This window comes from Tabrizicola sp. (assembly GCF_016792905.1).
Classification (GTDB): Bacteria; Pseudomonadota; Alphaproteobacteria; order Rhodobacterales; family Rhodobacteraceae; genus Tabrizicola.
Genome location: NZ_JAEULP010000016.1, coordinates 1 through 12,640, shown reverse-complemented (window position 1 = coordinate 12,640; position 12,640 = coordinate 1). Strand labels below are relative to the sequence as shown.

Here is a 12,640-nt window from a genome sequence, read left to right as displayed (position 1 = left end):
TCATGGCCCAAGACCCGATCCTGGAAATCCGCAACCTGCGCATCGAGGCGCAGGAGCATGTGCTGGTCGACGATGTGTCGCTCACCCTGCGGCGGGGCGAAGTGTTGGGCCTCATCGGCGAAAGCGGCGCGGGCAAGTCCACCATCGCGCTGGCCGCGATGGGCTATGCCCGGGCGGGGTGCCGGATCACCGGCGGCGAGATCCGCATCGACGCCACCGATCTGCGCCGCATCGGCGTGACGGGGCGGCAGGGCTACCGCGGCGTCCGGATCGCCTATGTCGCGCAAAGCGCCGCCGCCTCGTTCAACCCGGCCATGCGGCTGGTCGACCAGATCTGCGAAAGCCCGCTGCGGCACCGCCAGATGACCAAGGCCGAGGCGCAGGCCCGCGCGGTGGCGCTGCTAGGCCGGCTTGGCCTGCCCGATCCGCAGGCCCTGGCGCGCAAGTACCCGCACGAAGTGTCAGGCGGCCAGTTGCAGCGCGCGATGGCGGCGATGGCGGTGATCGGTCGCCCCGACATCCTCGTCTTCGACGAACCGACGACGGCGCTGGACGTGACGACCCAGCTTGAGGTGCTGGCGCTGATCAAGAAGATCATCGCCGAGGAGCATAGCGCCGCGCTCTACATCAGCCACGATCTTGCCGTGGTCTCGCAACTGGCCGACCGGATCATGGTGCTGCGCGGCGGCAAGATGGTCGAACTGGGCACATGCGCCCAGATCCTCACCGCCCCCCGCGAATGCTATACCGCCGCGCTGGTCGCCGAGCGCGACCACAGCCAGCCGATGATGCGGCCCCTGCCTGCCGATCCCGGCCCCCCGGTCCTGCGGGTGCAGAAGGTAGAGGCCGCCTATGGCCGCACCCGCGTGTTGCAGGGCGTCACGCTGGACCTGCACCGGGGCGAGACCTTTGCCGTGGTGGGGGAATCCGGTTCGGGCAAGTCGACGCTGGCGAAGGTGCTGACCGGGCTCCTGCCGCCGGTGGCCGGGCGGGTCGCGCTGGACGGTCGGCCGCTGCCCGAAGGATATCGGTCCCGCAGTGCCGAGGAACTGCGGCGAATCCAGTTGATCCACCAGTTGCCGGACATGTCGCTGAACCCGCGGCAAAGCATCGGCAAGATCGTCGGGCGACCGGCGGCGCTGCGTCTTGGGCTGAAGGGGGCCGGACTGCGCAGCCGCGTCGAGGAGCTGCTGGCGCTGGTCGGCCTGCCCGCCGCCTTTGCCGACCGCCAGCCGCCGCAGCTGTCGGGTGGCCAGAAGCAGCGCGTGGCGATCGCCCGCGCCCTGGCCGCAGAGCCGGACATCCTGATCTGCGACGAACCCACCTCGGCGCTCGACCAGCTGATCGCCGACGACATCCTGCGGCTTCTGGTCCGGTTGCAGGATGAACTCGGCCTGTCCTACCTGTTCATCACCCACGATCTCGGCATCGTCCGCCGCATCGCGCACCGCACGCTGGTCCTGCTTCAGGGCCAGACCGTTGCCGTCGGCCCGACCGCCGAGGTCTTTGCCGAACCGATGCACCCCTATACCCGCAATCTGCTCGTCTCGGTTCCGCAGATGAAACCCGGCTGGCTGGAGGCTGTGATGGCCGAAAAGACCGTACATAAGTGAACCTTAATGCGGCACCCTGTCCTTGCGGGTGCCGCGACATGAAAGGCTTGGCAGCCATTGCCCAAGGACGCTGAACTTCCTAATCTCGGGCACCATCGGCGGCGAAAGGCCAGGGCCACTGTGCAGGACGGAACCGACCACTCCCGCCCCGAGGCGGCCCCCGAAGACCGCGCCCAACCGCTGACGCGGCAGGACTGGCTCGACCTCGCCTTGCGCACTCTGGTCGAAGACGGCATCGACCGGGTCAAGGTGCAGATCATGGCCCGGCAACTGGACGTGGCGCGATCCAGCTTCTACTGGCATTTCGAAAGCCGCGAGGCGCTGCACAAGGCGATGCTGGACGAATGGCTGCGCAAGAACACCAGCCCGATCATCGAACGGGCGATGCGACCCGCGCCGGACGTGATCCGCGCGATAACCAACGTGTTCGAATGCTGGGTTGATTCCAGCCAGTTCGACCCGACGCTCGACATGGCGGTGCGGCTCTGGGCACGGCGCTCGGCCACGGTGAAATCGGTGGTCTTGCAGGCCGACGAGATCCGGATGGATGCTTTGCGGCGGATGTTCCTGCGCTACGGCCTGGGCGAGGAAGAGGCGCTGATCCGCGCCCGCGTCCTGTATTTCACCCAGATCGGCCAGTACACGCTGGAAGAGTTCGAGGAACCGGCGGTCCGCTTTTCGCATGGGCCGGCCTATCTGCACATCTTCGCCGGTCTCATGCCCGATGCAGCGCAATGCCGCGAACTGACGCAGCTGGTCGAGGACAAGGTGCTTGGCCCGCTGCGCCGCGCCCGCGACTGACCCCCTGCCGAATGCCATCTGAAACGCCGCCCCCGGGGCGGCGTTTTCATGTTGTGCCGTCGAATCGAGAAAGCAATGGACATAAGTGTACCTATGTGACACCGTTCCGGCAAAGCGGAGGGACGCGATGAAGAATCAGTATCGGGTTGCCATCATCGGCGGTGGCGTGGTCGGGGCTTCGATCGCCTATCACCTGGCGAAATTCGGCTGGACCGATGTCGCGATCCTGGAACGCGACGTGCTGACCGCCGGATCAAGCTGGCACGCCGCAGGCGGTTTCCACGCTCTGAACGCCGATCCGAACATCGCGTCGTTGCAGGCCTACACCATCGACCTTCTGACCGAGGTCGGCGCCGAATCCGGTATCAACATCGGAATGCACATGACGGGCGGCATCTCCGTCGCCTGCGCGCCCGCCCGCTGGGAATGGCTGCAATCGGCCTACCGCACCTTCCAGTCGCTTGGCATCGACGATGTGGAACTGATCGGGCCCGACGAGATCAAGGCCCGCTGCCCGATCATCTCCACCGAAGGCATCATCGGCGGCATGTGGAGCGACCGCGAAGGCCATATCGACCCTTCCGCCGTGGTTCATGCCTATGCGCGCGCCGCCAAGATGCGCGGGGCCGACATCCTGGAACACACCCGGGTCGAAAGCCTGCGCCAGCGCGCCGACGGGATGTGGGAAGTCATCACCGACAAGGGCCTGATCACCGCCGAGCATGTGGTGAACGCGGGCGGGCTCTGGGCCAAGCAGGTGGGGCGGATGGCAGGCATAGACCTGCCGGTGACGCCGATGGAACACCACTACCTCGTCACCGAAACCATCCCGGAACTCGCCGCGATGGACCGGGAAATCCCGCTGATCGTCGATCTTGAAGGCTTCACCTACACAAGGCAAGAACAGAAGGGCCTGCTGCTTGGCATCTATGAACGCGATTTCAAGCACTGGAACATGGATGGCGCGCCCTGGGACTTCGGCATCGAGCTGATCCAGGAGGACCTTGGCCGCATCGAGCATGAGATGGGTCTTGGCTTCCAGCGCTTTCCCTGCCTGAACACCGCCGGGGTCAAGCGCTGGGTGAACGGCGCCTTCACCTTTTCGCCCGACGGCAACCCGCTGGTCGGCCCGGTGCGCGGGCTGCGCAACTACTGGGTCGCCTGCGGGGTGATGGCCGGGTTCCTGCAAGGCGGCGGCGTCGGCAAGTCGCTGGCCGAATGGATGATCCACGGCGAGCCGGAGGCCGACATCTACGGCATGGACATCGCCCGCTACGGCGATTTCGCCGCCAGCCGCGAATTCATCCGCCAGACCACTGGCCAGTTCTACTCGCGCCGCTTCGTGATGTCCTACCCGAACGAACAGCTGCCCGCCGGTCGGGTGCTGAAGACCCCCGGCGCCTATGACGGCATGACCGCCGCAGGCTGCCGCTGGGGGGCGGGCTGGGGGCTGGAGCAACCGCTCTACTTCGCGCCCGAGGGCTTCGAGGAGGTGCCAACCCTGAAACGGTCGAACGCCTTCGACCTGATCGCCGCCGAGGCCAAGGCCGCCCGCGACGGCGTGGGCCTTCTCGATATCACCGCCTTCTCGCGCTATGAAGTCACCGGCCCCGGCGCAAAGGCCTGGCTCGACCGCACCTTCGCCTGCAAGCTGCCGAAACCCGGCCGCGCCGCCCTTGCGCCGATGCTGGGCCAGAACGGCAAGCTCAAGGGCGACCTGTCGATCCTGAACTGGGGCGACGGGACCTGGTGGATCATGGGCTCCTACTACCTGCGCGAATGGCACATGCGCTGGTTTCAGGATCACGCCGCGCCGGATGCCGTGGTCCGCGACATTTCCGACAGCGTGGGCGGCTTTGCCCTGGTCGGCCCCAAGTCGCGCGATGTGCTGCGCAAGCTGACGCATCAGGATGTGTCCGCCGCCGCCCTGCCGTTCATGGGGCTGGCCCGGCTCGACATCGGCCTGCTGCGCACGAAGGTCGCGCGCATGTCGGTCACCGGCGAGCTGGGCTACGAGATCAACGTCGGCGCACTGGAACACGCGACCCTGCGCCGTCTGCTGCTGGCGGCAGGGCAGGAGTTCGGCCTCCGCGAAATCGGCTTCAACGCCGTCCTGTCGCTGCGGCTGGAGAAGAGCTTCGGCATCTGGTCGCGCGAGTTCACGCAAGGCTATACACCGGGCGAGACGGGGATGGATCGCTTCATCGACTGGGACAAGGGCGATTTCACCGGTCGCGCCGCCGCTCTGGCCGAACGCGACAATCCGTCGGCCCGCGTTCTGGTGACGCTCAAGGTCGCCGCGACAGATGCCGATGCCTCCGGCTATGAACCGGTCTGGCAGGACGGCAGGCTGGTGGGCTTCGTCACCTCCGGCGGCTATGGCCATACGGTCGGGCAAAGCCTTGCGATGGCGATGGTCGATCGCGCGGTTTCCTCTCCGGGAACGGCTCTCAGCCTGCACATCGTCGGGCAAGAGGTCGCCGCCGAGGTGATCGCCGCCTCGCCGCATGACCCAAGTGGCGTGGCGATGCGCGGCTGATCCCGATGACACGGCATTATTCCGCGCTTTCGCTGCTGAAAGAAGGTCTGGCGGGCCAGAAGGGCTGGGCAAAGGCCTGGGAAAGCCCGGAGCCGAAGCCGCGCTACGACATGGTGATCGTGGGCGGCGGCGGGCACGGGCTGGCGACCGCCTATTACCTGGCGAAACAGCACGGCATCACCGATGTGGCGGTGGTGGAAAAGGGCTGGCTGGGCGGCGGCAACACCGGGCGCAACACCACGGTCGTGCGGTCGAACTACTTCTTCCCGGAAAGCGTGCGGCTCTACGACATGGCGCTGAAGCTCTACGAAGGCCTCAGCCGCGAGCTGAACTACAACATCATGCTGTCGCAGCGCGGCATGATCAGCCTGGCCCATACGCCCGCCGAGATGGAGATGGCGGCCCGCGTGGTGAACGCCATGCAGATCAACGGCACCGACGCCGAGCTTTTCGGCCCCGAGGACGTGAAGCGCGTGCTGCCGATCTACAACTTCGGACCGAAGGCGCGCTATCCGGCCCTTGGCGGGGTCTGGCAGGGCCGGTCGGGCACCGCGCGCCACGATGCCGTCGCCTGGGGCTATGCCCGCGCCGCCGCGCGGCTGGGGGTCCATATCCTTCAGCAATGCGAGGTCACGGATTTCCTGATCGAGGGCGGTCGCTGCCGGGGCGTCGTCACCGCGAGCGGGGCGATCCGCGCCGACAAGGTCGGCCTCGCCGTTGCCGGGCATTCGTCGCAGATGGCGGCGAAGGCGGGGTTCCGCCTGCCGGTCACCTCTTACGCCTTGCAGGCCTGCGTGTCGGAACCGGTGAAGCCGATCCTGGATACCGTGGTCCTGTCCCCCGGCGCAGGCACCTATGCCAGCCAGTCCGACAAGGGCGAGATGGTGGTGGGCGGTGGGCTGGACCGCATCCCGTCCTACGGCCAGCGCGGCAACCTGCCGGTGCTGGAAACCGTGCTCTCCGGCCTTGTGGAAATGTTCCCCGCTTTCCGCCAGCTGAACCTGATGCGGCAATGGGCGGGCATCGTCGACGTGGTGCCCGACAGCTCTCCCATCCTTGGCGAAAGCCCGCTACCGGGGCTTTTCCTCAACTGCGGCTGGGGTACCGGGGGGTTCAAGTCGATCCCGGCCGGAGGCGTGCTGCTGGCGCATCTGATGGCCACCGGCCAGCACCACGACATCTCGCGCCCCTTCGATCTGGACCGTTTCACCACCGGCCGGCTGATCGACGAGGCTGCGGGTTCCGGCATCGCGCATTGAGGACCTGATGCAGATCTTTTCCTGCCCCTTCTGCGGCCCCCGTCCCGAACCCGAATTCCACTTCGGCGGCGAGCTTGGCAACCACCGCCCCGCTCCCGACTGCTCGCCCGAGGCCTGGGCGCAGTACCTGCACTTCCGCACCAATCCGCGCGGCGCGGCCGAGGAGATCTGGCTGCACATCCCGTGTGGCGAGTTGTTCAAGATGCACCGCGACACCGTGACGATGACGGCATTGCCCGGCCGCGCCCTGGGGGATCAGCCATGACCGCCCGCCGACTGCCCGAGGGGGGCGAGGTCGACCGCAGCCGCCCGCTGAGCTTCACTTTCGATGGTCGCCCGGTGCAGGGGTTCCACGGCGACACGCTGGCCTCGGCGCTCCTCGCGTCGGGCGAGCGCGTGCTTGGCCGCAGCTTCAAGTATCGCCGTCCGCGCGGGATCTGGGGCGCGGGAACCGAAGAGCCGAACGTCTACGCCGATGCCACCGACGGCCCCCGCTTCCACCCGAACCTGCGGGTCACGCTGGAACCGGCCCGGGACGGGCTGGACTTGCGGTCGGCCAACAGCTCGCCCTCCGCCCGGGCGGACCGGCTGGGGTTTCTGGACCTTTTCGCGCGGTTCCTGCCCTCGGCCTTCTACTACAAGACCTTCTTCTGGCCGAACTGGCACGTCTACGAACCGGCCATCCGCCGCATGGCCGGGCTTGGGCGGATCAAGCCGTCTTCCGCTCCGCTCCCGGACGGCGACCAGCGGAACCACCATTGCGATACGGTCGTCGTCGGGGCCGGGCCGGTCGGCATCGCCGCCGCGCTGGGGCTGTCGCGAAGCGGCGAAAGCGTGGTCCTGGTCGATGACGGCAGCCGGATCGGCGGCAGCCTTCTGTTCCGCTCGGCCCGGATTGACGGGATGCCCGGCGCCAACTGGCTGGCTGCGGCAGAGGCCGACCTGCGCCAGCTTGGCGTGACCGTGCTGACCCGCACCACCGCCTTCGGCATCTATGACCACGGCCTGATCGCGTTGAACCAGCGGCGGGACGACGGCCCCGACCGGCTGTGGCGCGTGCGGCCCCGGCGCATCGTGCTGGCGGCGGGCGCCGTCGAACGCCCGCTGCCCTTTGCCGCCAACGACCTGCCCGGGGTGATGTCGGCAGAGGCGGCGCTTGGCTACCTGCGGCGGCAGGCCGTGCTGCCGGGGCTGCGGATCGTCGTCGCCACCAACAACAGCTCGACCGACGAGGTGGCTGCCGCCATGACCGCCGCCGGGGCCGAGGTGACGGTGGTCGATGCCCGCCAAGGCCGTCGCGTCGCCCGCGCGCTGGGGCGTCGCATGGTGACGGGGGTCGTGCTGGAAGACGGCACCCGCATCCCTTGCGACTGCGTTCTGGTCTCGGGCGGGTTCACCGCAACCGTCCACCTCCATGCCCAGGCGAAAGGACGCCTGCGCTGGGACGACGCGCGGCTCAGCTTCGTTCCCGAAGCGCCTGTGGCTGGCCTGGTCACGGTCGGCGCCGCCGCCGGTCATTTCGCGCTGGCCGAGGCGCTTGCCGCCCTGCCCGAAACGCTTGGCCTGCCCGATGTGCCGGTGGCCGACTCCGCGCCCTATGACATCACGCCCCTCTGGCCCAGGCCCGGTCAGCCGGGGCGGGTCTGGATCGACCTGCAACACGATGTGACCGCCAAGGATGTGGAGCTTGCCGCGCGCGAAAACATGGTCTCGGTCGAGCACCTGAAGCGCTACACCACGCTTGGCATGGCGACCGACCAGGGCAAGACCTCGAACCTCGCCGGGATGGCGCTGATGGGGGCGCTGACCGGGCGCAGTATCCCCGAGGTGGGGACCACCACCTACCGCCCGCCGTTTGCGCCGGTGCCCTATACCAGCCTCGCCGGGCCGCGCGGCGGGTCGCGGATGAACCCGGTCCGGCGGCTGGCCTGCGAGGCCCGCCACCGCGAGATCGGCGCAAGCCTCGGCGACTATGGCGGCTGGCTGCGCCCGGCGCATTACGGCAGCGATGACAGCGCCATCCTGGCCGAGGCGAAACTGGCCCGCGCCGCCGTCGGCCTGTTCGACGCCTCGCCCCTCGGCAAGATCGAGGTGATCGGCCCCGACGCCGCCGCCTTCCTCGATTTCATCCACTACAACACCGTCTCCACCCTGAAGCCGGGCCAGTGCCGCTATGGCTTCATTCTGGCGGAAAGCGGCGTGGTCTATGACGATGGCGTGCTGGTGCGGCTGGACGACCACCGCTTCGTCGTGTCCTGCTCCTCCGCGCATGTCGCGGGCGTGCATGGGCTGCTGGAAGAATGGCGGCAGGATCGCTTTCCCGCCGCGCGGATCGCCATTCACGATGCCACCGCCGAAACCGCGACCCTCACGGTCAGTGGCCCGAAGGCGCGCGCGACACTGGCCGCCGCCGGCATCGACGCCGACCTGTCCGACACGGCCTTCCCGCACATGACGACGCGCTGGCATGGCAGCGGCGAGGCTGCACTGCGCCTGACCCGGGTCAGCTTCACCGGCGACCGATCCTATGAAGTGTCGGTTCGGCAGGACCTTGCCCCGCCGCTGTGGGACCGGCTGGCCGCTGCCGCCCGGGCCGAGGGCGGCGGGCCGATCGGGATCGAGGCGCTGATGATCCTGCGGGCCGAGAAGGGTTTCATCGTCATCGGCAAGGACACCGACGGCATGACCCGACCGATGGACCTTGGGGTCAGCGGGCCGATGAAGGCGAAGAAGGTGGATTTCCTTGGCCGCCGCTCGCTCTTCACCGACGAGGCGCAGCGGGCCGACCGCAACCAGCTCGTCGGCCTTCTGCCCGCCGACGGGTTCGGCCCGCTGCCGGTCGGCGCGCATGGCATCGACCTGTCCGGCACAACACCACGCTCCATCGGCTATATCACCTCCAGCCATCCCGGCGCGGCGCTCGACCATCCCGTCGCCCTTGGCCTGATCGAACGCGGCGCCGAACGCCACGGGCAGGAGATCACGCTGCACCACCTGGGCCAGCGGCGGCGCGCGACGCTCTGCCCGCCCTGCTTCCTCGACCCGAAAGGAGAGCGGCTTCATGCGTGACCGCGCCGCCTTCTGGCCCCCTGCCCCCGCCCCCGGTGCCGCGCTGCGCGGCGATGGCCTGATCGTGCGGGTGCTGCCCGCCGTGCCGCAGTTGATGGTCAGCGGCGATCTCGATGCGTTTTGCGCGGCGCAGACCCTGTCCGCCCCCGTGGGGCTGCTGGGGCAGGTCGACGACACCCGGTATGCGCTGCGGCTGGCGCGCAACCGGATGCTCGCCGTCGGGCTGACGGCGGATCACGCGGCGGCCGGCTGGCGGGACGGCATCGCCATCACCCCGATGACCGGGGCGCTTGCTGTGCTTCACATCGGCGGCGCGAACGCGATGGAGCTCTTCGTCCGCGCAACCGCCATCGACCCGCGCGCGCCCGGCCCCTCTGCCGCGCTGCTCTTCGCCGGGCAGATCGCCGCGCTCTGCCGCGACCCGCAGGGCCTTCGGCTGCACATTGACCGCGGATTGACGGCCTTTGTGCTGGACTGGATTGCCGCGACCGGACTTGCGGCGTATTCGGAGTAACAGAACAACTCACGGGAACAGAATGCACTTCGATATCCATCCGAATCCGGCACCCCTGCCCGAGGCCGATCGCGTCGAGGCCTTCAAGGCTCTGGGCTTCGGCACGCTTTTCACCGACCACATGGTGGTCATCCGCTGGACCGAGGGGCGGGGCTGGCATTCAGCCCAGATCACCGCCCGCGCACCCTTCCCGCTCGACCCGGCGACCAGCGTGCTGCATTACGCGCAGGAAATCTTCGAGGGCATGAAGGCCTATCGCCAGCCGGGCAACCGCATCGTGCTGTTCCGCCCCGACGAAAATGCCGGGCGCTTCAACGCCTCGGCCCGCCGGATGGCGATGCCGGAACTGCCCGAGGAGGTGTTCCTTGACGCCGTGCAGAAGCTGGTCGCGCAGGATGCCGTCTGGGTGCCCGAGGGCGAGGGCAGCCTCTACCTGCGGCCCTTCATGTTCGCCTCCGAGGCGTTCCTGGGTGTCCGCCCGGCGCGGGAATACATCTTCTGCGTCATCGCCTCGCCCGTCGGTCCCTATTTCAAGGGCGGCGAGAAGGCTGTCACCATCTGGGCCTCGCAGGCCTATACCCGCGCCGCGACCGGCGGCACCGGGGCGGCGAAATGCGGCGGCAACTATGCCGCCAGCCTGATCGCCCAGGCCGAGGCTTCGGCGCATGGCTGCGATCAGGTGGTGTTCCTCGACGCCGCCGAACGCCGCTGGGTCGAGGAGCTGGGGGGCATGAACGTGTTCTTCGTGTTCAAGGACGGCAGCGTGATCACCCCGCCGCTGACCGGTACCATCCTGCCCGGCATCACCCGCAAGTCGCTGATGCAGCTTGCGTCCGATGCGGGGACCGCCATCGAGGAACGGCCCTATGCCTTCGACCAGTGGCAGGCCGACGCCGCCAGCGGCCACCTCGTCGAGGCCTTCGCCTGCGGCACCGCCGCCGTGGTCGCGGGGATCGGCAAGGTCCGCCATGACGGGGGCGAGTTCCTGATCGGCGACGGCCAGACCGGCCCCGTCACCCGCCGTCTGCGCGAGGCGCTGGTCAGCCTGCAACGCGGCCAGTCGAACGACCCCTACGGCTGGGTCCGCACCATCGGCTGATGACCCCGGGCCGGGCGCTCCCTCACAGGTGCAGCGCCCGGCCCAACCCCTTCAGCGCCGCTTCCTGCACCGTCTCGCCCAGGGTCGGGTGGGCGTGGACCGTCTCGGCCAGGTCGGTCAGCGTCGCCGCCATTTCCAGCGCCAGCGCGAATTCCCCCGCCAGTTCCGACACCCCGGCACCCACCGCCTGCACGCCCAGGACCAGACCGCTGTCACGGTCATGCACGATGCGCACAAAGCCATCGTCACGCCCAAGGCTCAGCGCGCGACCGTTTCCGGCAAAGGGAAACGTCGCCACCGCAGCGCCCTTGGCAGCTCCGGGCAAAAGGCCGACGGTGACGATCTCGGGGTCGGTGTAGCAGACCGCCGGGATCGCGCGCTTGTCCCAGTCCTCGCGCCCGCCCGCGATGACCGCCGCCACCATCGCCCCCTGCGCCATCGCGCGATGTGCCAGCATCGGCTCGCCGGTCACGTCGCCGATCGCATAGACCTCGCGCATCGAGGTACGGCAGCGCGCGTCGATGGCAACGAACGCCCCCGCCATCGTCAGGCCCAGCGTCTCCAACCCGAAGCCCTGCGTCACCGGCGCGCGCCCGACCGTGACCAGCACCTTGTCGGCCCCCACCTCGCGCCTGCCATCGGCGGTATCCACCGTCAGCACCCCCGCTGCATGGCCAATGGCGCGCGCGCCGGTCAACACCTCCACCCCCAGCGCCTTCAGCCTTGCTGCAACCGGGCGCGTCAGCTCGGCATCATACTGCGGCAGGATGCGCGGTCCGGCCTCCACCACCGTCACCTGCGCGCCCATCTTGGCCAGCGCCGTGCCGATCTCCAGCCCGATGTAGCCGCCGCCAACCACCGCCAGCCGCTTCGGCACCTCCGCCAGCGCCAGCGCCCCGGTCGAGGACAGCACATCACCGCCAAAGGGCAGGTCCGGCAGGTCCACCGGACGCGAGCCGGTGGCGATGACCAGATGCTCGGTCACGATCCGGACCGGCCCCTCGGCAGTCAGGACCTCCACGCTCTTGCCGTCAAGAATGCAGGCCTGTCCCTGCACCAGCCGCACCCCGGCCTTCGCCATCAGCCCCGTCACCCCGCCGGTCAGCCGGGCGACGATGCCGTCCTTCCAGGCCATCGTGCGGGCCAGGTCGATGCTGGGCACCGACGCGCGGATGCCAAGCGGGTTGTCGGCGGCCATCTGCACGGCGGCATGAAACGCATCCGCGGCATGGATCAGCGCTTTCGACGGGATGCAGCCCACGTTCAGGCAGGTGCCGCCCGGCGCTGCCGCCTCGACCACCATGGTATCCAGCCCCGCCTGCGCCGAGCGCAGCGCGCAGACATAGCCCCCCGGCCCGGCCCCGATCACCAGTACCTTGCAGCGATCCTGCCTCATGCCTCCGACCCCATGAAGATCAGCGCAGGCTGTTCAAGCAGCGCCTTCAACCGCCGGACAAAGGTCGCCGCATCCCAGCCGTCGATGACGCGATGGTCGAAGCTGGCCGATAGGTTCATCATCCGGCGCGGCGCGAAGCCGCTTCCGTCCCAGACCGGCCGCACGGCGACCTTGTTGATCCCGATGATCACCACTTCCGGCGCATTCAGGATCGGCGTCGTCGCGATCCCTCCCAGCGGCCCCAGCGAAGAGACGGTGATCGTCGATCCCGTCAGCTCCTCGCGCGTGGCCTTGCCGGAGCGGGCAGCTTCGGCAAGACGAAGGATTTCGGCCGCCGTCGCGAAAAGGCC

General features: G+C 68.7%; 10 protein-coding genes. 8 read left to right on the top strand and 2 right to left on the bottom strand.

Annotation, left to right across the window (positions count from 1 at the left end):
* Positions 1-2: 2 nt before the first annotated feature.
* From JNL31_RS02030 to JNL31_RS01995, 8 genes are all read left to right on the top strand, one after another.
* The gene (locus JNL31_RS02030; RefSeq protein WP_294969231.1) at positions 3-1,613 is read left to right on the top strand and encodes an ABC transporter ATP-binding protein; all 1,611 of its coding nucleotides are present in this window, start codon (positions 3-5) and stop codon (positions 1,611-1,613) included.
* A gap of 120 nt (positions 1,614-1,733) precedes the next feature.
* Positions 1,734-2,414, top strand: coding sequence for a TetR/AcrR family transcriptional regulator (locus tag JNL31_RS02025; protein WP_294969228.1), 681 nt, complete (start codon positions 1,734-1,736; stop codon positions 2,412-2,414).
* Between the two features lie 127 nt (positions 2,415-2,541).
* Positions 2,542-4,953 carry an FAD-dependent oxidoreductase gene (locus tag JNL31_RS02020; protein WP_294969225.1) on the top strand — a complete coding sequence of 804 codons (2,412 nt, stop codon included), beginning with the start codon at positions 2,542-2,544 and terminating at the stop codon, positions 4,951-4,953.
* A gap of 5 nt (positions 4,954-4,958) precedes the next feature.
* Positions 4,959-6,212, top strand: coding sequence for a sarcosine oxidase subunit beta family protein (locus JNL31_RS02015; protein WP_294969223.1), 1,254 nt, complete (start codon positions 4,959-4,961; stop codon positions 6,210-6,212).
* Positions 6,213-6,219: 7 nt separating this feature from the next.
* The gene (locus JNL31_RS02010; protein WP_294969220.1) at positions 6,220-6,477 is read left to right on the top strand and encodes a sarcosine oxidase subunit delta; all 258 of its coding nucleotides are present in this window, start codon (positions 6,220-6,222) and stop codon (positions 6,475-6,477) included.
* Entirely contained in the window at positions 6,474-9,281 is a 2,808-nt protein-coding gene (locus JNL31_RS02005) for a 2Fe-2S iron-sulfur cluster-binding protein (RefSeq protein ID WP_294969218.1), read from the top strand. The genes JNL31_RS02010 and JNL31_RS02005 overlap by 4 nt, the downstream gene beginning before the upstream one ends.
* Positions 9,274-9,795, top strand: a complete 522-nt coding sequence (locus JNL31_RS02000) for a hypothetical protein (protein ID WP_294969215.1) — start codon at positions 9,274-9,276, stop codon at positions 9,793-9,795. The genes JNL31_RS02005 and JNL31_RS02000 overlap by 8 nt, the downstream gene beginning before the upstream one ends.
* Positions 9,796-9,817: 22 nt before the next feature.
* Positions 9,818-10,894, top strand: coding sequence for a branched-chain amino acid aminotransferase (locus JNL31_RS01995; protein WP_294969212.1), 1,077 nt, complete (start codon positions 9,818-9,820; stop codon positions 10,892-10,894).
* Between the two features lie 22 nt (positions 10,895-10,916).
* Here JNL31_RS01995 and lpdA read toward each other — a convergent pair whose 3' ends face one another.
* Both lpdA and JNL31_RS01985 read right to left on the bottom strand, forming a co-directional pair.
* The gene (gene lpdA, locus JNL31_RS01990; RefSeq protein ID WP_294969209.1) at positions 10,917-12,290 is read right to left on the bottom strand and encodes a dihydrolipoyl dehydrogenase; all 1,374 of its coding nucleotides are present in this window, start codon (positions 12,288-12,290) and stop codon (positions 10,917-10,919) included.
* Positions 12,287-12,640 (bottom strand): 2-oxo acid dehydrogenase subunit E2 (locus tag JNL31_RS01985; protein ID WP_294969206.1); only part of this gene is annotated, 354 nt, incomplete at its 5' end. The genes JNL31_RS01985 and lpdA, both read right to left, overlap by 4 nt.